The organism is Streptomyces sp. CA2R106, from assembly GCF_037034245.1.
Lineage (GTDB): Bacteria > Actinomycetota > Actinomycetes > Streptomycetales > Streptomycetaceae > Actinacidiphila.
In genome coordinates, this window is record NZ_JBAGKC010000005.1 from 136,580 (window position 1) to 155,941 (window position 19,362).

Annotated in this window: 13 protein-coding genes; 4 read left to right on the top strand and 9 right to left on the bottom strand. The window is 73.9% G+C overall.

The window, feature by feature from the left end; genetic code table 11:
• Positions 1–37 precede the first annotated feature (37 nt).
• The 6 genes from WA788_RS10015 to WA788_RS10040 form a co-directional block, all read right to left on the bottom strand.
• On the bottom strand, positions 38–961 hold the full coding sequence (locus WA788_RS10015; RefSeq protein ID WP_335974547.1) for an NADP-dependent oxidoreductase: 924 nt from the start codon (positions 959–961) through the stop codon (positions 38–40).
• A gap of 196 nt (positions 962–1,157) precedes the next feature.
• Positions 1,158–1,802 carry a hypothetical protein gene (locus WA788_RS10020; RefSeq protein ID WP_335974552.1) on the bottom strand — a complete coding sequence of 215 codons (645 nt, stop codon included), beginning with the start codon at positions 1,800–1,802 and terminating at the stop codon, positions 1,158–1,160.
• A 443-nt stretch (positions 1,803–2,245) separates the two neighbouring features.
• Positions 2,246–2,842, bottom strand: coding sequence for an ATP-binding protein (locus WA788_RS10025; protein WP_335974556.1), 597 nt, complete (start codon positions 2,840–2,842; stop codon positions 2,246–2,248).
• A 128-nt stretch (positions 2,843–2,970) separates the two neighbouring features.
• Positions 2,971–3,747, bottom strand: coding sequence for an enoyl-CoA hydratase/isomerase family protein (locus WA788_RS10030; protein ID WP_335974559.1), 777 nt, complete (start codon positions 3,745–3,747; stop codon positions 2,971–2,973).
• Positions 3,748–3,822: 75 nt separating this feature from the next.
• On the bottom strand, positions 3,823–5,085 hold the full coding sequence (locus WA788_RS10035) for a L,D-transpeptidase (RefSeq protein WP_443033999.1): 1,263 nt from the start codon (positions 5,083–5,085) through the stop codon (positions 3,823–3,825).
• Between the two features lie 206 nt (positions 5,086–5,291).
• The gene (locus tag WA788_RS10040) at positions 5,292–6,236 is read right to left on the bottom strand and encodes an Ig-like domain-containing protein (RefSeq protein WP_443034000.1); all 945 of its coding nucleotides are present in this window, start codon (positions 6,234–6,236) and stop codon (positions 5,292–5,294) included.
• Between the two features lie 315 nt (positions 6,237–6,551).
• On the opposite strand from WA788_RS10040, the gene glgX reads away from it, so the two are divergent.
• From glgX to WA788_RS10055, 3 genes are all read left to right on the top strand, one after another.
• Positions 6,552–8,885 (top strand): glycogen debranching protein GlgX, encoded by a 2,334-nt coding sequence (glgX, locus tag WA788_RS10045; protein ID WP_335974567.1) that lies wholly within the window; start codon positions 6,552–6,554, stop codon positions 8,883–8,885.
• Between the two features lie 91 nt (positions 8,886–8,976).
• The gene (locus WA788_RS10050) at positions 8,977–10,236 is read left to right on the top strand and encodes an MFS transporter (protein ID WP_443034001.1); all 1,260 of its coding nucleotides are present in this window, start codon (positions 8,977–8,979) and stop codon (positions 10,234–10,236) included.
• Positions 10,237–10,869: 633 nt separating this feature from the next.
• On the top strand, positions 10,870–11,799 hold the full coding sequence (locus tag WA788_RS10055) for an SDR family oxidoreductase (RefSeq protein ID WP_335974572.1): 930 nt from the start codon (positions 10,870–10,872) through the stop codon (positions 11,797–11,799).
• 27 nt (positions 11,800–11,826) lie between these two features.
• Here the strand turns inward: WA788_RS10055 and WA788_RS10060 are convergent, their stop codons facing one another.
• Both WA788_RS10060 and WA788_RS10065 read right to left on the bottom strand, forming a co-directional pair.
• A complete protein-coding gene (locus WA788_RS10060) occupies positions 11,827–13,644 on the bottom strand; it encodes an ABC transporter ATP-binding protein (RefSeq protein ID WP_335974577.1) in 1,818 nt (605 codons plus the stop codon).
• Positions 13,641–15,599, bottom strand: a complete 1,959-nt coding sequence (locus WA788_RS10065) for an ABC transporter ATP-binding protein (protein WP_335974579.1) — start codon at positions 15,597–15,599, stop codon at positions 13,641–13,643. Before WA788_RS10065 ends, WA788_RS10060 begins: the two co-directional genes overlap by 4 nt.
• A gap of 189 nt (positions 15,600–15,788) precedes the next feature.
• Between WA788_RS10065 and WA788_RS10070 the strand changes: the two genes are divergently transcribed.
• Positions 15,789–16,004 (top strand): cold-shock protein, encoded by a 216-nt coding sequence (locus tag WA788_RS10070; protein WP_335974580.1) that lies wholly within the window; start codon positions 15,789–15,791, stop codon positions 16,002–16,004.
• 79 nt (positions 16,005–16,083) lie between these two features.
• On the opposite strand, the gene glgP is transcribed toward WA788_RS10070, so the two are convergent.
• Positions 16,084–18,705, bottom strand: a complete 2,622-nt coding sequence (gene glgP / locus WA788_RS10075; protein ID WP_335974584.1) for an alpha-glucan family phosphorylase — start codon at positions 18,703–18,705, stop codon at positions 16,084–16,086.
• Positions 18,706–19,362 lie beyond the last annotated feature (657 nt).

Below are 19,362 nucleotides of genomic sequence, written 5' to 3' on the forward strand. Positions count from 1 at the left end.
CATCCGCCGTACGGCCGACGGTCACACGGTCACACGGTCACACGGTCAGGACGATCTTCCCGGTCGCGTGCCCGGCCTCGCTCTCCCGCTGTGCGTCGGCCGCCTGCGCGAGCGGGTACGTGCGGTGCACGGCGAGCCGGAGTTTCCCGGTCGCGAGCAGTTCCAGGGCCTCGGCGACCGCGGGCCGGCTGCGGTCGGCGTCACCGCCGCCGGTGAAGGCGACCCCGGACTCCTTCGCGGTCGCGGCGTTCGCCACGGTGATGACGCGCGCGGTGCCCCCGGTCAGCTCGACCGAGTCGGCGAGCGCCTGCGGCCGACCCGCGAGGTCGAACGCGGCGTCCACCCCGTCCGGCGCGACCTCCCGCACCCGCGCCACCAGCCCGTCGCCGTACACGACCGGTACGGCGCCCAGCGACCGCAGCCGGGCGTGGTTGGCCTCGCTCGCGGTGCCGATCACCTTCAGGCCGCGGCCGACCGCGAACTGGACGGCGACCGAGCCGACCCCGCCGGCCGCGCCGTGGATGAGCAGGGTCTCGCCGGGGTGCAGGTCGAGGCGTTCCAGGGCGCGGTAGGTGGTCTCGGCGGCGACCAGCAGGGAGGCCGCCTCGGCCCAGTCCAGGCCGGCGGGCTTGGGCAGGAGGGCGTCGGCGGACGCGAGCGCCTGCTCGGCGTAGGCGCCGGTGGCCACCCGGCCGAACACCTCGGTACCGACGGCGAGATGGGTGACGTCGGGGCCGACCGCCTCGATCACGCCGGCCGCCTCGACACCGGGGACGTAGGGGAAGGTCACCGGGAAGACCTCCTGCATGGCGCCCGACCTGATCTTGCTGTCGATCGGGTTGACGCCCGCGGCGCGTACGGCGAGGCGCACCTGTCCGGGCCCGGGCTCCGGCAGTTCGATGTCGGTGGCGTGCAGCACGTCCGCGCTGCCGAACTCGGTGAGGGCGATGGCCTTGGTCATGGCGGGTCCGTTCCTGGGTGGGCCGACTGCGGGGCGGCGTGCGGGGTACGGCGTTGCTGGTCGCGGTCGCGGTGATCGCGTACCGCCTTCCAGCATCCCTCACCGGCCCGGCCGACCCGTCCTGCCCCCGGGCGGATTCCGCGCGGGCGAAAGCCGGTTCGCCCGGCCGGCCGACCCGTGCCCGCCCGGTGGCGCGCTACGTCGCCAGCACCCTCGGCGCGCTGGGCGCGGGTTCGCGCGGGCAGGCGGTGGCGGCGGCCCACAGCACGGGGCCCGCCCCGGGCGCCGTGGCGGCGAGGGCGGCCGCGATCCGGGCGGCCCGCACCCCCCGCGCGGCGGGCCGGCCCGATCCGACCCGGACTCGGCCCCGGATGCGGGTACGGACCCGGATACGGGCCCAGGTGCGCGCTCCGGCTCCGGTCCGGGTCCGGGCGAAGACGTACCGCAGCAGCAGGAAGCGTGCGATGCCGGCGGCGCCGGAGGCAGCGAGGTAGACGCCCTGCCGCAGCAGGGCGCCGCCGCCGGTGTGCAGGGCGTCGTAGCCGAGCAGCGCGCCGGTGGTGAAGAGGTACGACAGCAGGACGGTCAGCCCGCTCGCGCAGTGGTCGCTCCAGCCGGCCCGGCCGCGCCGGAAGGTGAAGCGGGTGTGGAGTTCGGTGGCGAGCAGGGTGGTGGCGACGGTGACGACGGCGTTGGCGGCGGCGACCGGCGCCCGGTCGCCGACCAGCAGCAGCGCGGCGCTGCCGAGCAGGGTGACGCCGCCGCCGAAGACCACGAACCGCACGAACGCCGGCAGCGCGCGCACCGCCGCCGGGGCGGTACGCTCTTGCGCTGCTGCCATGCTGCCTGCCACGGGCTCTCCTCGTGTTGCCGACCGACCACCCGACCTTCTCGTGGCGGCGCGGCCCGGCCCATCCGGCACATCCCCGGACTTCCTCGGGGGCTTACCCCACCACCAGGTCAGGGACCGCCCCCTACAGGGTCTCACCAGTCACATAAGCATTCTCTATATGAAAAGGTCATGAGAGAGTTTAGCCATCATTTACAAGGTGGTGGCACATGTCACCCTTTCATCCCCAAGTAATATGCCCGGTTTGTGGCGAGTGACACGCTTGCCAAACTTGCTCTTGCACCCCGACCCGTGCCACAGTCGTAGACAACGGCCGCCACCGACCCGGGCTCGGCCGTTCCAGGACCGCCGCGGAACACCCCCCCTGCTTCGCGGCGATGTAGAAGAGGCCCCCCGCAGTCATCCCCCCCGACGCGCGGAGGGCCTCTTCCCTTTCAGATCCGGTCCATGACCCGCAGCTCGAACCATGTGGTCTTGCCGCGCGCATGGAGATCGACGCCCCACCGGTCGGAGAGCTTGTCGACCAGGAACAGTCCGCGCCCGCTGGTGTCCATCTCGCGCACCGGCAGCCGGCAGGGCAGCGCCCGCGACGGGTCCCGCACCTCCACCCGCACCCGCCCGCGCCGCCGGTGCATCCGCAGCCCGCAGGTGCGCGCGCCGGTGTGCCGTACCGCGTTGCCGACCAGCTCCGAGACGAGGAGCTCCACCGTGTCCGCGAGGTGCGGCAGCCCCCAGCCGCGCACCACCGACAGCGCCAGCCGACGGGCGAGGGCGGCCGACTCCGGCCGCGAGGTGAGGTGCACCTCCTTGACCGAGGGGTCGCCGAGCCGCTCCAGCGCCCGCGCGGCCGCGGCCGCCACGTCGTCGGGGTCGTCGTCCACCTCCGCGCGTCCGTCCGCGGCGCCGCAGGCCGGGCGGTCGCCGGCAGCGTCGGCCGCGGGGCGGGCCGGGGTCACCATGGCCGCCAGAGGTGCCGTGGCAACCTCCTGAGCCGCCTGCCGTGACTGCTCCGCTCCACCCCGTCCCGCCATGCCCTCATGATGGCCGTAACGGGACGGCTTCGCCCGGTAACCCGGCTAATTCATCTGAACCGGCGTCACCTCCGCCACCTGCGCCCCGCGCGGCGGCGGCCCGGCGGCCCGGGCGGACCGCCGCGGGATCAGGCGAACTCCGCCTTGCCCGGGCCGTTCTCGATGAAGCTGCGCATACCGGTCTCGCGGTCCTCGGTGGCGAACAGCGCGGCGAACAGGGTGCGTTCGAGGGTGAGCCCGCTGGACAGGTCGGTGTCGAGCCCGCCGTCCACGGCCTCCTTCGCGGCCCGCAGCGCGTACGCCGGGCCGCGCGCCAGCCGCCGCGCCCACTCCAGCGCCTGCGGGTACACCTCGTCGGCCGGCACCACCCGGTCGACCAGGCCGATCGCCAGCGCGTCGGCCGCGGTGACCATCCGGCCGGTGAAGATCAGGTCCTTCGCACGCGAGGGGCCCACCAGCCGGGCCAGCCGCTGGGTGCCCCCGGCGCCCGGGATCAGCCCGAGCAGGATCTCCGGCTGGCCCAGCTTGGCGTCCTCCGCGGCGATCCGGATGTCCGCGCACAGCGCCAGCTCGCAACCGCCGCCCAGCGCGTAGCCGTTGACGGCCGCGACCACCGGCTTGGGGATGCGGGCGACCGCGGTGAAGGCGTCCTGGAGGCCGCGCGAGCGGTCCACCATGTCCTGGTACGACATCGCCCGCATCTCCTTGATGTCCGCGCCCGCCGCGAACACCTCCGGGCCGCCCCACACCACCACCGACCGCACGTCCGCCCGCGCGGCCGCCTGCTCGGCCAGCTCCTTGAGCAGGTCCTGCATCGCCGCGTCCAGCGCGTTCATCGGCGGCCGGACCAGCCGGATGGTGCCGACGCCGTCTTCGACCTCAAGGGTCACCGGGGTATCAGTCATGCCCGGAGCGTACGACGACGGCCCGCCCCCGCGAAGGGACGGGCCGTACCTACCTCACCACGGTGAGCGAACACATCAGGCGGTCCACTCGCTCCAGGGCATGTTCCAGCCGTTGAGGCCGTTGTACCACTGGACGGTCTTGTCCTTGGAGTTGATCACCTGGACGACGTCCCCGATGATCGAGTTGTTGTAGAACCAGGCGGCCGGGGTGTCGGGGTCGCCCGCGCCGCGCACGTCGTGCAGGCCGACGCAGCCGTGGCTGGTGTTGCTGTGGCCGAAGACGGAGGTCGCGGCCCAGTAGTTGCCGTGGATGAAGGTGCCGGAGTTGGTCAGCCGCATCGCGTGCGGCACGTCCGGGATGTCGTACTCCCCGCCGAAGCCGACCGTGTCGCCGTTCATCCGGGTCTTGATGTACTTCTCCGAGATCACCATCTTGCCGTTGTAGGTGGTGTGGTCCGGAGCGCCCGAGGAGATCGGGATGGTCTTGAGCACCTTGTTGTCGCGGTAGACGGTCATCGTGTGCTTCGCCGCGTCCACCACGCTGACCTGGCGGCGGGCCACCGTGAAGTGCACCGACTTGTTCTGCTTGCCGTACACCCCGGGCGCGCCCTCGACCCCGTCGAGGTCCAGCTTGAGGGTGACCTTGGTGCCGGCCGCCCAGTAGTCCTGCGGGCGGAAGAACAGCTGGGTGTCGCCGTTCCAGTGGCCGGCGATCGGCACGGACGGCGAGGCGGTCACGCTCAGCCCGGCCTCGACGGCCTTCTTGTTGGTGATCGGCCGGTTGAAGTTGAGGTAGACCTCCATGCCGACCCCCACCGTGGAGTTGTCCTCGGGGGTGAAGAACCCGACGAAGGTGTCCTTCGGCACGACCGTGGTGAAGGTCGCGTGCTTGTCGGACTCGCGGCCCGAGGAGTCCTTCGCGGCGGCGTCCACCGTGTACTCGGTGGAGGTGTTCAGATGGCCGCTGGGCGCCCACGACAGGCCGTCGGCGGCGATGCTGCCGTCGACCGCGTTGCCCTTGTCGTCCTTCACGGTCACCGACGACAGCTTGCCGTTGGACGCCGACACCTTGAGCGCGCCGGTGGTCGCGACGTTGCTCGCACCGTCCTTGGGCGCGATGTCGACCACCGCCTTCGAGACGGTCGTGTCGGTGGCGCTGGTCGACGCGCCACCGCCCTTGCCGTCGTCGCTGCCGGAGCTCGCCTTGCTGCCGCCGTTCGGACCGCACGCGGTCACCACCAGCATCAGCGCGCCGAGCACCACAGCCGCGGCCGCGTGCCGTCTGGCACGCCGGGCCCCACCTATCGGCTTCACAGTTCCTGTTCCCCTATTCCCCATACCGCGACACACCCGAACTCCCCCTGCCAGCGCAAGAAAACCATACGAAGTAGGAGCACGCCGCCACGGGAATGTCACCGTTTCGTCCCAACTGCCATCAGGGCGTCTACCCCGGGGACACGGGCAGTCAACACGCGGTTCACCCGCACGGTTCCGTACGGCGCGGCGCAGGGCCGCGGCACCGGGTCACGGCACGGCGCCGCGGCTCAGAGCGCGGACCCGGCCGTCCACTCCGGCCAGCTCAGGTTCCAGCCGCTCATCCCGTTGTCCGGGGCGACCACGGCGTCCGGGGAGTTCACCACCTCCACGGTGTCACCGACCAGGGACTGCCCGTAGAACCACCCGGCGGGGGTGTCCGCGCCGCCGCCCTTGACGTCCCGCAGGCCCACGCAGCCGTGGCTGACGTTCGCCGTGCCGAACACGCCCGGCGGCGACCAGTAGTTGCCGTGTACGAAGGTGCCGGAGGCGGTCAGCCGCATCGCGTGCGGCACGTCCGGGATGTCGTACTCCCCGCCGAAGCCGACCGTGCTGCCGTTCATCCGGGTCACCGCGTACTTCTCGGAGATCATCATGATGCCGTTGTACGTGGTGTGCGCGTCGCTGCCCGCGGAGATCGGCAGCACCCGCAGCGGGCGGCCGTCGCGGACGACGGTCATGGTGTGGGCGAGCACGTCCACGGTGCTGTGCTGGTCGCGGCCGATGGCGAAGGACATGTCCTTGGACTGGGTGCCGCGCACACCCGGGGCGCCCTGCACACCGCGCAGCCGCAGGTGCAGGGTGACGCGGGTGCCCGCGCGCCAGAAGCGGGCCGGGCGCAGGTCCAGCCGCCGGTCGCCGAACCAGTGGCCGGTGACCTCGACCGGCGGCACGCTGGTGACGCTGACGCCGCGCTCGACCGCGGCCCGGTCGGTGATGTCCCGGGTGAAGTCCAGGGAGATGATCATCCCGGTGCCGACGGTGGTGCCCTGCTCCGGGGAGTAGATGCCCACGAACGTCGGCGGTTTCGTCGTCGGGTGCGGGCGGGCCGAGCCGTGCGGCTTGCCGTCGGAGCCGCCGCCCGAGCCGCAGCCGGCCACCAGCACGGCCAGCGCGGCCACCGAGGCGGCGAGCACCGCGAGCGGTCCCCGTGCCGTACGGCGGGCGCGCGGCACCCTGTACGGGACCGTGCCCGCCGTCCCGCCCGCTGGCCCGCGCGCCGTCCCGGCCCTCCCGCCGCCGGCTCCCGCGCCCGTCATGTCCCCCGCAGCATCACCCGTCACATCACGTGTCACGCAAGGTCAACGATGTCGTGCCGCGTTGGTGACTGCACGGCGGCGTCAGGGTGACGGCCCGGCCACGGGGGAACAATCCCTGCGAGGAGCGCGACGCGTGCGGGGACCGCGAAGGGTGCGCGGACTGCTCAGGGTCGGTCGGCCGCCGGGCACGGGACGCCCCGCGGCACCGGGGAGCCGCTGGAGGGCTGAGACATGTCCGAGACCCGTGAGTTCGACGCGGAACGGGCCGAGCCGTTCCCCGAGCCGGGACCGGGCGCCAGCCCCGGAAGCCGCCCGCCGGGCATACCCGGGGCCCCGGCCGCACCGCCGGGGCCGCGCACCGGCCGCCGTACGCCCCCGCCCGCCGGCCGCACACCGCCGTCCGCCACCACCACCGTCTGGCCCGGCTCCCCGCAGCCGCTCGGCGCCCGCTTCCACCCCGGCCCGGACGGCACGCCCGGCACCAACTTCGCGCTGTGGGCCGGCGGCGCGGAGTGGGTGGAGGTGTGCCTGTTCGCCGACGACGGCACCGAGACCCGCGCCCCGCTGACCGAGCTGACCCACGAGGTGTGGCACGGCTTCGTCCCCGGGGTGCGGCCCGGGCAGCGCTACGGCCTGCGGGTGGGCGGCCGTTGGGACCCGTGGACCGGCGCCCGCTGGAATCCGGCGAAGCTGCTGCTCGACCCGTACGCGCGGGCGGTCGACGGCAGCTTCGGCACCGCGGCCCCCGAGGTGTACGGCCATGTGCGCGACTGGCCGGAGGCGGGCCTCGCCGACACCGTGCGCGACGACCGGGACTCCGCGCCGTACGTCCCCAAGGGCGTGGTGGTCGAGGACGACGACGACTGGCGGGACGACCGCCGCCCCAAGACCCCCTGGTCGGACACGGTCATCTACGAACTGCACGTGCGCGGCTTCACCCGGCGGCACCCCGGCATCCCGCCGGAGCTGCGCGGCACCTACGCCGGGCTGGCCCACCCGGCCGCGATCGCGCACCTGACCCGGCTGGGCGTCACCGCGGTGGAGCTGCTGCCGGTGCACCAGTCCGCCGACGAGGAGCACCTGCTGCGCCGCGGGCTGAGCAACTACTGGGGCTACAACTCGATCGGCTACTTCGCCCCGCACGCCGCCTACAGCGCCAGCGGCAGCCGGGGCGGCCAGGTCGGGGAGTTCAAGCGGATGGTGCGCGCGCTGCACGCGGCGGGCATCGAGGTGCTGCTCGACGTGGTCTACAACCACACCGCCGAGGGCGGCCAGGGCGGCCCGACGCTGTCGCTGCGCGGCATCGACAACCGCGGCTACTACCGGCTGGGCGCCGACGGCCGCGGCTACACCGACTACACCGGCTGCGGCAACACCCTGGACGTCGTGCGGCCGCACGTGCTGCGGCTGATCACCGACAGCCTGCGCTACTGGGTCACCGAGATGGGCGTGGACGGCTTCCGCTTCGACCTCGCCGCCGCGCTCGCCCGTTCGCTGCACGACGTGGACATGCTCTCGCCGTTCCTCGCGGTGATCGCCCAGGACCCGGTGCTGCGCCGGGTGAAGCTGATCGCCGAGCCGTGGGACGTCGGCGCCGGCGGCTACCAGGTGGGCGCGTTCCCGCCGCTGTGGACCGAGTGGAACGACCGGTTCCGCGACACCGTACGGGACTTCTGGCGCGGCGCGACCACCGACGTGCGCGACCTCGGCTACCGCCTGTCGGGGTCGAGCGACCTCTACGACTGGGGCGGCCGCCGGCCGTACGCCTCCGTCAACTACGTCACCGCGCACGACGGTTTCACCCTGCGCGACCTGGTCAGCCACGACCGCAAGCACAACGCGGCCAACGGCGAGGACGGCCGGGACGGCAGCGACGACAACCGCTCCTGGAACTGCGGCGCCGAGGGCGACACCGACGACCCCGCCGTCCTGGCGCTGCGCCACCGCCAGCTGCGCAACCTGCTCGCCACCCTGCTGCTGTCCACCGGGGTGCCGATGCTGGTGGCCGGCGACGAGATGGGCCGCACCCAGCAGGGCAACAACAACGCCTACTGCCAGGACAACCCGACCGGCTGGGTCGACTGGTCGCTGCGCGAGGACCCGTCCTACGCGGCGCTGCTCGACCTGACGGCCCGCCTGATCGCGCTGCGCCGCGCGCACCCGGTGCTGCGCCGCGGCGGCTTCTTCTCCGGGCTGTCGCTGACGCCGGACGGGCTGCCGGACGTCACCTGGTTCGGGCCGGACGGGCGGGAGCTGGCCGAACGGGACTGGTTCGCGCCGTCCGCGACCCTGGGGATGCTGCTGTCCGGACGGGACATCCCGCAGCGGGACGCGCGCGGGGAGCCGGTGGTGGACGACAGCTTCCTGCTGATCGTGCACGCCGGTGCGCGGGAGCTGGAGTTCACGCTGCCCGGGGTGCCGTGGGCGGCGGGGTACGAGGCGGTGCTCGACACCGCGGCGGAGGGCGACGGGAGCGGCGGCGGTCAACTCCTTTCGGACGGCGGGAAGTTGACGGTCGCGGCCCGGTCGGTGCGGCTGCTGCGGGTACGGCCGGCCGAGCAGTGAGCCGGTCGGCCCGGGCGGGCTCGCGGAACCGGGCATCTCGCAGGTCAGAACCCTGTGGAAATCACCGAGTGGTCCAGTCCATATTGGCACCGTGAGCACTCCGCAACCCGGACCCGAAGTCACCGCCGCCGCTTCGGGGTTCACGGTACGCCCGGCCGCCGGCCCGCTGTGGTCGGCGAACTTCCGCGCCTTCTTCACCGCCCGCACGGTGGCGATGCTCGGCGACACCATGCTGCCCGTCGCGCTGTCGGCCGGTCTGCTGGGCTACGGCTACTCCGCCGGCGACATCGGGCTGGTGATGGCCGCGTCCACCGCGTGCTTCGCGGGGTTCGTGGTCTTCGGCGGGGTGTTCGCCGACCGGTTCGACGCCCGCGCGATGATGGTCGGCGCGGACCTGGTGCGGGTCTGCACGCAGTCCACCGCGGCGGTGCTCTTCGCCGTCCACCAGGTGCGGCTGTGGGAGGTGGCGCTGATCGCGGTGGTCAACGGCATCTGCGCGGCGATGTTCCAGCCGGGGGTGGCCAGCACGATCGTGCGCGTCGCGGACGACGTGCAGGGCGCCAACGCCGTCGTCCGCACCGCCGAGTCCGTCGCCGGGCTGGTCGGGCCGGGGCTGGCGGGGGTGCTCGTCGGGTTCACCTCCACCGGTGTGGTGTTCGCCGCGCACGCCGGTACGTACCTCGCCAGCGCGCTGTGCCTGCTCTCGCTCCGGCTGCCGCCCCCGCCGCCGCGGCTCGCCGCCGCCGTCTCGTCCTTCCGGGCCGATCTGGTCGAGGGCTGGCAGGAGTTCCGGGCCCGCACGTGGATGTGGTCGGTGATCCTCGTGTGGATGGTGTACATGGTGTGCACGGTCGGGCCGTACACGCCGCTCGCCGCCGCGCAGATCATCCCCGCGCACGGGGCGGGCGCGTACGGGCTGGTCAACTCCGCGCTCGGCGGGGGTACGGCGCTCGGGGCGCTGTGCGCGATGCGGCTGCGGTCCGCGCGGCCGCTGCGGGCGGGGTCGCTCGCGCTGTTCGGGGTGGCGCTGATGCCGACGTCGGTCGGTCTCGGCCTGCCGGTCTGGGCGATCGCCTGCTGCGTGCTGGTGGCGGGGGCGTGTTCGGCGTACTGGGGTGTCAATTGGGCGACCAGTGTGCAGACCCATGTGCCCGGGGACATCCTCAACCGCATCCACGCGTACGAAGTGGCCGGGTCCATTGCGATGGTGCCTGTCGGGCAGGCGCTGGCGGGGCCCGCGTCCGCGGTGTTCGGTGCGCGGGATGTTCTTCTTGTCGGCGGGGTGGTGCCGTTGGTCGTCGCGGCGACGCTTCTCGGGATTCGGTCCGTGCGGAGCCTCCCCGGCAGGTAGCTCCGCGGGTTCAGCCGCGCCCCCCGTTCGCGGGGTGCCCCCGCCGCCCGGGTCCGCGCCCCCGGTGGGGCTGCGGCGACCCGCCGCTACGGTGCACGAGCTTGCCCGGGCGCGCCCGGTGGGGCTGCGGCCAGCCGCCGCTGCGGTGCCCCTTCTCGCCCGGGTGCGCGCCGGGGGATGGCTGGGCGCGCAGTTCCCCGCGCCCCTACGCCGCCTCCGGCGGCACGGTCCCTGAACCCCGGTGGGGCTGCGGCCAGCCGCCGCTGCGGTGCCCCTCCTCGCCCGGGTGCGCGCCGGGGGGTGGCTGGGCGCGCAGTTCCCCGCGCCCCTACGCCGCCTCCGGCGGCACGGTCCCTGAACCCCGGTGGGGCTGCGGCCAGCCGCCGCTGCGGTGCCCCTTCTCGCCCGGGTGCGCGCCGGGGGGTGGCTGGGCGCGCAGTTCCCCGCGCCCCTACGCCGCCTCCGGCGGCACGGTTCCTGGGCCTCGGTGGGGGTGCGGCCAGCCGTTGCTGTGGGGCCGGCCGTTGGTTGGGGGGTGATGGCAGGGGGTGTCATGGGGTGTTAGGGTTGATGACAGTGGCTGACATCGGGGTGGCCGGATGGCTGGTCGCCCGTGTGCGAGGAGGTTGGGTCATGCGTGTGTTCGTTACGGGTGCGTCGGGTTGGATCGGGTCGGCGGTGGTGCCGGAGCTGCTGGGGGCGGGGCACCAGGTCGTGGGGCTGGCGCGGTCGGACGCGTCGGCGGAGGCGCTGGTGAAGGCGGGGGCCGAGGTGGTGCGGGGCACCCTCGACGACGTGGAGACGCTGAGGGAGGCGGCCGAGGGGGCGGACGGGGTCATCCACTTGGCGTTCAAGCACGACATCGCGTTCAGCGGCGGGTTCGAGGCGGCCGCGGACGCGGACCGGCTGGCCATCGACACGTTCGGCGACGCGCTCGCCGGGACGGGCAAGCCGCTGGTGATCGCGGGGGGCGTGCTCGGGCTGACCCCGGGCCGGGTGCTGACCGAGGAGGACGGGCTGACGGGCCTCGCGGACGACCACGGGGCGGGCCCGTCGAAGCGGATGGACAACGCCCGGGCCACCGTCGCCCTCGCCGACCGCGGGGTCCGCTCCTCCGTGGTGCGCCTGCCTCCGACCGTGCACGGCGACGGCGACCAGGGCTTCGTGCCCACCATCATCAGCGCCGCCCGCACCAACGGCCGCTCCGCCTACGTCGGCGACGGCACCAACCGCTGGCCGGCGGTCCATCGCTCCGACGCGGCGACCCTCTTCCGGCTGGCCGTGGAGTCCGCCCCCGCGGGGTCCGTGCTGCACGCGGTCGGCGAGGAGGGCGTGGCCCTGCGCGACGTGGCCGAGGTGATCGGCCGCCACCTGGACGTGCCCGTGGCGTCGATCTCCCCGGAGGACGCGCCCGCGCACTTCACCTGGATGGCGACCTTCGTCGGCCTGGACAGCCCCGCCGCCAGTACCCGCACCCGCGAACTGCTGGACTGGCGGCCGGCCGGCCCCGGCCTGCTCGAAGACCTCGACCAGGGCCACTACTTCACCGGCCCGGCCGCCTGAGACCCGGCTGCCCAAGGCCCCGCCGGGCTACACCAGGCTGTCCGCCCACGCCTGGTGCAGCCCGGCGAAGTCACCGTCGGCGGCGATGAGTTCGGCGGGGGCGCCGTCCTCGACGACGCGCCCGGCCCGCATCACCAGCACCCGGTCGGCGATCTCCACCGTGGACAGCCGGTGCGCGATGATCACCGCGGTGCGGCCGCGCAGCACCGTGTCCATGGCGTGCTGCACCGCCTGCTCGCCGGGGACGTCGAGCGAGGAGGTCGCCTCGTCGAGGATGAGGACCGCCGGGTCGGCGAGCAGCGCCCGGGCGAAGGCGACGAGTTGGCGCTGCCCCGCGGAGATCCGGCCGCCGCGCTTGCGGACGTCCGTGTCGTAGCCGTCGGGCAGCGCCGCGATGAAGTCGTGCGCGCCGATCGCCTTGGCCGCGGCCTCGACCTCCTCGCGGGTGGCGTCCGGCCGCCCGATGGTGATGTTCTCCGCCACGGTGCCGGAGAAGAGGAACGCCTCCTGGGTGACCATGATCACCCCGCGGTGCAGGTCCTCCCGGCCGAGGTCGCGCAGCGGTACCCCGTCGAGCAGCACCCGGCCGTCGGTCGGGTCGTAGAAGCGGGCCAGCAGCTTGGCGAGCGTGGACTTGCCGGCGCCGGTCGCGCCGACCACGGCGACGGTCTGCCCGGCCGGAATGCGCAGGTCGAAGGCGGGCAGCACCTCCCCGCCGGTCCGGTAGGCGAACCGCACGCCGTCGAAGACGACCTCCCGCCCGGGCAGCGCGCCCGCCGCGCGGGACGGCAGCGGCACCGGCTGCGCCGGCTCGGGCACCGTGGGCGCCTGCGCGAGCAGCCCGGCGATCTTCTCCAGCGAGGCGGCCGCGGACTGGTAGGAGTTGAGGAACATCCCGAGCCGGTCGATCGGGTCGTACAGCCGCCGCAGGTAGAGCACGAAGGCGGCGAGGACGCCCAGCGCCATGCTGCCGCCGGCCACCCGGTAGGCGCCCCACAGCACCATCCCGGCGATCGTGACGTTGGCGATCAGCCGGGAGCGGACGACGTAGCGCGCCATCTCCAGGATCGCGTCGCCGTTGGCCCGGTAGTGCCGCTCGTTGAGCTCGGCGAACGCCGTGTCGTTGGGCTGCTCGCGGCGGAACGCCTTGACCGGGCGGATGCCGTTCATCGTCTCGGTGAACTTCACGATCACCGCCGCGATCGCGGTGGAGCGCCTGCGGTACGCCTCGACCGCGCGCCGCTGGTAGCTGCGGATGGCCAGGTACAGCGGCCCGTACGACACCAGGGTCAGCAGGCCGAGCTTCCAGTCCAGGAAGAGCAGCAGGGCGGTGATGTACACCGCGGACAGCACGACCTCCACGAGTTCGTCGAGGCCGTCGTTGAGCAGTTCGCGGATCGACTCGACGTCGGAGGTGGCGCGGGCGATCAGCCGGCCGGAGGTGTACCGCTCGTGGAAGTCGAGGCTGAGGGTCTGGGCGTGCCGGAAGATCCGCCCGCGCAGGTCGACCAGGACGTCCTGGCTGACCCGGGCGGCGGTCCTGATGAAGACCCGTTGCAGCACGCCGGCCGCGACGCCGCAGCCGATGTAGCCGCAGGCCACCGCGACCAGCGGGCCGTGCCGCCCGTCGCGGACCGCGGGGATGGCGTGGTCGATGGCGTAGGCGACGAGCAGCGGGCCGACCTGGACGGCGGCCTGCTGCACCAGCAGGTAGATCGCGGCGGCCCACACCCGGGCGGAGTGCGGGCGCAGCAGCGAGCGCAGCAGGGTGAGCTGGGCGTTGCGCGGTGCCGGGAGGACGTCCCGGTCGAACGGGTCGGCGGTGTCGACGAGTTCGGCGGTCATCGGGCGTCGCTCCCTTCGAGGGCGGCGAGTCCGCCGGGCCGGTGCGCGGCGCCGGGGCCCGCGGGTGTTCCACGTGGTGGCCGGCCGGGTGCGGCGGCGCCGTCGGCCGGCGCGCCGGACATCAGGTAGCGGTACTCGGCGCTGTCGCGCAGCAGTTCCGCGTGGGTGCCGACCGCGGTGATCCGGCCGTCGGCGAGCAGGGCCACGCGGTCGGCGAGCATGACGGTGGAGGGCCGGTGGGCGACCACCAGCGCGGTGGTCGCCCGCAGCACGTCGCGCAGTGCGGCCTCGACCAGGGCCTCGGTGTGCACGTCGAGCGCGGAGAGCGGGTCGTCCAGTACGAGGAACTGCGGGCGGCCGACCACCGCACGGGCCAGCGCGAGGCGCTGCCGCTGGCCGCCGGACAGGCTCAGCCCCTGCTCGCCGACCTGGGTGTCCAGGCCCTGCGGCAGGGCGTCGACGAAGTCGCACTGGGCGACGGCCAGTGCCCGCCGGACGTCCTCCTCGTCGGCGCCCTGCGGCCCGGCGCCCATCTCCACGTTCTCCCGGACGGTGGCGGAGAAGAGGGTGGGTTCCTCGAAGGCGACGGCGACGAGTTCGCGCAGCCGGCCGGGGGCCAGGTCCGCGGTGTCGACGCCGTCCAGGGTGATCCGGCCGCCGGTGGCGCGGTGCAGCCGGGGCAGCAGCGCGGTGAGGGTGGTCTTGCCGCAGCCGGTGGCGCCGACCAGGGCCATGGTCTCGCCGGGGCGGATGTGCAGGTCGATGCCGCGCAGCAGTTCGGGGCTGTCCGGCGGCGCGTCGGGGTAGCGGAAGCGGACGCCGGCCAGCCGGATGCCGTCGGGGCGATCCCCGCGGTCGGCAGCGGCTGCGGCTGCTGCGTCGGCGGTACCGGGGGTGTCGGCGGCATCGGGTGTGTCGACGGTACCGGGGGTGTCGGCGGCGTCGGCGGTCCGCGGGGTGTCGCGGACCTCGAAGTAGCGGTCGGCGGCGGTGGCCGACTCGTTGCTCATCGCGAGCAGGAAGCCGATCGACTCCACCGGCCAGCGCAGGGTGAGCGCGGTGGACAGGAACGCCACCAGGGTGCCGGCCGACAGCCGGTCGTCGGCGACCCGCAGCGCCCCGACCACGAGGGCGGCGCCGAGGGCGATCTCCGGGAGCGTCATGATGACCGCCCAGATGTTGGAGAGCAGCCGCGCCTTGTCGATCTCGGTGTCCCACAGCGCGCGGGTCTGGCGGCGGAAGGACGCGGCCTGGCTGCGGTGCCGGCCGAACGCCTTGATGATGCGGATGCCGAGCACGGACTCCTCGACGAGGGTCGCGAGGTCGCCGGCCTGGTCCTGGGCCCGGCGGGCGGCGAGCGCGTAGCGGGTCTCGAAGTAGGAGCACAGGATCATCAGCGGCACGGCCGGGGCGAGCAGCAGCAGTCCCAGCAGCCACGACTGGGCGAAGAGGATCGCGAAGCCGATCAGCACCGTGGCGGCGTTGACCACCAGGAACACCAGCGGGAAGGCGAGGAACATCCGCAGGATCTGGAGGTCCATGGTGGCCCGGGAGAGCAGTTGGCCCGACGCCCAGCGGTCGTGGAAGTCGACCGGCAGCCGCTGCAGGTGCTCGTAGAGGTCCTTGCGCATGGCGGCCTCGACGCCGGCCAGCGGGCGGGCCACCAGCCAGCGGCGGACGCCGAACAGGCCCGCCTCCAGCAGCCCGAGCAGCAGGACGATGCCGCCGCCGAGCCACACCCCGCCCGGGTCCCGGTCCTGGACCGGGCCGTCGACCATCCACTTGAGCACCAGCGGGATGAACAGCGACATGCAGGACGCCACCACCGCCACGACCGCCGACAGGGCCAGTCTCGCCCGTACCGGTCTGACGTACGGCCACAGCCGGCGCAGGGAGCGGACGGTGGATCGGTGGCGGTGGTCGGGCGCGGTCGTGTCGCTGGTGGCAGAGGTCACTTGTCGACACTAGGCCCACCGTGTGACAGCGCTCATCCGGTTTTCCGGCCGGGGCCGGGGCGTGGACCGGCCTGCGCTCGGCCGGACTGGTTTTTGCCGTTTTCTACCGGTGTGGGGTGATCGGCACCCGGGGTCCGATTCCGTACAGTGCGGTGTTGGAAACCCGCAATACCCCGTAGGAGATGGATTATGGCAACCGGAACCGTGAAGTGGTTCAACTCGGAAAAGGGCTTCGGCTTCATCGAGCAGGACGGCGGCGGCTCCGACGTCTTCGCCCACTACTCCAACATCCAGGCCACCGGCTACCGTGAGCTGCTGGAGGGCCAGAAGGTGGAGTTCGACGTCACGCAGGGCAACAAGGGACCGCAGGCGGAGAACATCCGCATGCTCAACGGCGCGGTCTGAGGACGGCCGCCGGCTCCGGCCCCCGTGGCTGAGCTCAGGCCCGCACCGACCAGCTCGGTGCGGGCCTTCCCCGTCTCCCCTAGCGCAGCACTCCCGCGGTCATGCCCTCGGTCTCCGGCGGCACCGCGACCAGGCCCGGTTCGGCCGGGTCGGCGAGCAGCGGGTGCGCCGGCAGCACCCGCGCGGTGTAGCCGAACGCGCCGGTACGGTCCAAGGTGAGCGACCCCTCGAAGGCGCAGCGGCCCGCCACGTCGGGCCGCGCCACCGGTTTGAGGGACTGCGCGACGGGCGCGGTCAGCCGGTCGGCGGCGTCCACCGGCCCGGACAGCAGCTGCACGTCCACGTCCGACGGGTCGAGTCCGCCCAGTGCGACCTGCACCCGCAGGGTGAGGGTGGCGCCCAGCTCCGCGTCCTCGCCGACCGCGCCGGCCGCCGCCACGGCCTCCACCTCGTCGACCGCGACCCGCGGCCACTCCTGGCGCACCCGGCGCTTCCATCCGGCCAGTTCGGCGGCGGCCGGGCCCTGGACCGCGCGGTGCGAGCGGGCCGCCGGGGCGTAGAGCTGTTCGACGTAGTCCCGGACCATCCGCCCGGCGAGCACCTTCGGGCCCAGCACGGTCAGGGTGTGCCGGACCATCTCGATCCAGCGGCTCGGCAGGCCGTCGCGGTCCTGGTCGTAGAAGCGCGGGGCGACCTGGTGCTCCAGCAGGTCGTAGAGCCCGGCCGCCTCCAGCGCGTCGCGCCGGTCCTCGTCGGCGACGCCGTCGGCGGTGGGGATCGCCCAGCCGTTCTCGCCGTCGTACCACTCGTCCCACCAGCCGTCGCGGACCGACAGGTTGAGGCAGCCGTTGAGGGCGGCCTTCATCCCGGAGGTGCCGCACGCCTCCAGCGGGCGCAGCGGGTTGTTGAGCCAGACGTCGCAGCCGGGGTAGAGGGTGCGGGCCATCCGCATGTCGTAGTCCGGCAGGAAGACGATGCGGTGCCGCACCCGCGGGTCGTCGGTGAACCGCACCAGTTCCTGCACCAGCCGCTTGCCGCCCTCGTCGGCGGGGTGCGCCTTGCCGGCCACCACGATCTGGATCGGCCGCTCCGGGTGCAGCAGCAGCGCCGCCAGCCGCTCCTTGTCGCGCAGCATCAAGGTCAGCCGCTTGTAGGACGGCACCCGGCGGGCGAAGCCGATGGTCAGCACGTCCGGGTCGAGGACCTGGCCGGTCCAGCCCAGCTCGGCGTCGTCGGCGCCGCGCTGCCGCCAGGACGCGCGCAGCCGGTCCCGTACGTCCGCCACCAGGCGTTCGCGCAGGGTGCGGCGCAGCTCCCAGACGGCGGCGTCCGGCACTCCGGCGACCGCCTCCCAGCGCTCGGCGCCGCCGACGGTCAGGGCGTCCTCGGCGCGGGAGGCGCCGAACTGGCGGCTGCCGAGCCGCAGCACCTCCGGCGCCACCCAGGTCGGGGCGTGCACGCCGTTGGTGATGGAGGTGATCGGCACGTCCTGCGGGTCGAAGCCGGGCCACAGCCCGGCGAACATCTCCCGGCTGACCGCGCCGTGCAGGGTGGACACGCCGTTGGCGCGCTGGGCCAGCCGCAGGCCCATCACGGCCATGTTGAACAGGTCCGGGTCGCCGCCGGGGTAGGTCTCCCGGCCCAGTTCCAGGACGCGGGCGACGTCCACGCCGGGCAGTTCGCCGCCGTCGCCGAGGTGGCGGGCGACCAGGTCGCGGGTGAAGCGGTCGATGCCGGCCGGGACCGGGGTGTGGGTGGTGAACACGGTGCCGGCCCGTACGGTCTCCAGGGCCGCGTCGAAGTCGAGGCCGTCCAGGGAGAGTTCCCTGATGCGCTCCAGGCCGAGGAAGCCGGCGTGGCCTTCGTTGGTATGGAAGACCTCCGGCTGCGGGTGGCCGGTGATCCGGCAGTAGGCGCGGACCGCGCGGACCCCGCCGATGCCCAGCAGCATCTCCTGGAGCAGCCGGTGCTCGCTGCCGCCGCCGTAGAGCCGGTCGGTGACGTCGCGTTCGGCCGGCTGGTTGGGTTCGGTGTCGGAGTCGAGCAGCAGCAGCGGCACCCGGCCGACCCGCACCAGCCAGATCCGGGCGGCCAGGGTGCGGCCGCCGGGCAGCGCCAGGGTGATGCGGGCGGTGCTGCCGTCGGCCTCCCGCAGCGGACTGATCGGCAGCGAGTCCCGGTCCAGCACCGGGTAGTGCTCCTGCTGCCATCCGTCGCGGGACAGGCTCTGCCGGAAGTAGCCGTGCCGGTAGAGCAGGCCGACCCCGACCAGCGGCACGCCCAGGTCGCTGGCGGCCTTGAGGTGGTCGCCGGCGAGGATGCCCAGGCCGCCGCTGTACTGCGGCAGCGCCGAGGTGATGCCGAACTCGGGTGAGAAGTAGGCGACGGCGGCGGGCAGGTCGGTCTGCTCCTGGTACCAGCGGGGGGCGGTGGTGTAGTCCGCGAGCTCCTCGGCGGCGGCGGACAGCCGGCGCAGGAAGCGGCGGTCGGCGGCGAGGGCGGCCAGCCGCTGTTCGGAGACGGCGGCGAGCAGCCGGACGGGGTCGCCCTGGGCGGTCTGCCAGCCGGCGGGGTCGATGCTGCGGAACAGCTCCCTGGTCTCCTCGTGCCAGGACCAGCGTAGGTTCGAGGCCAGTTCCCCCAGCGGGCGCAGAGGTTCCGGCAGGACGGTGCGCACGGTGAATCGACGGATTGCCTTCACGTCTTCGACCGTAGCCCGGGTGCCGGGGGGCCGGGGGGGTTGTCCACGATCTCCGGGGCCAAACGCCCGAACGGCGGCTCACCGGGGCGAAGCGGCCCCGGGGCCGGGCGCGGGCGCACCCGGGTGGGCCCGCCCGCCGTCCGGGTGCGGCCGCCGCCGGGGCGGCGGACGGCCCGGGGGCACGGCGGTGCCCGGGCGGTGCGGCGCCGCCGGCCGGGCACGACGGCGTGCGAGCGGTGCTCCGGCGGCGTGCTGCCCCGGCAGGCGTACGCGGGGGCGCGCCGCGGGGCGCAGATCCCCGGTGACGAGCGCGGGTAAGGGGCGCGGCCGCTTGGCGGATCGGTCACCCCGAACGCGCGCACTTCGCGCCGCGCTACCGAAACGCCGTCAGGTGGTGCGTTCAGGCCGGGAAGCGTGGGCAGGCTCGCACATGTGACGTCCCGCACCGGCGGCCACCCGGGTGAACCCCTCCTGGAGCGACCTCGCGGGCGAGCCGGTTCGGCCAAGAGCAGTTAAAAAGTAGCGAGGCTCCCTACCGGGCGGCCCCGCCGTCCCGTCCCCCGCAGCCGACCCCAGAACGTCCCGTCAGATCCGGTCAGCCGGCCCCGCCGGCCCCGCCGTCCGCACGTCAGTCGAGCAGTCCCGTCCCGAGCTGTC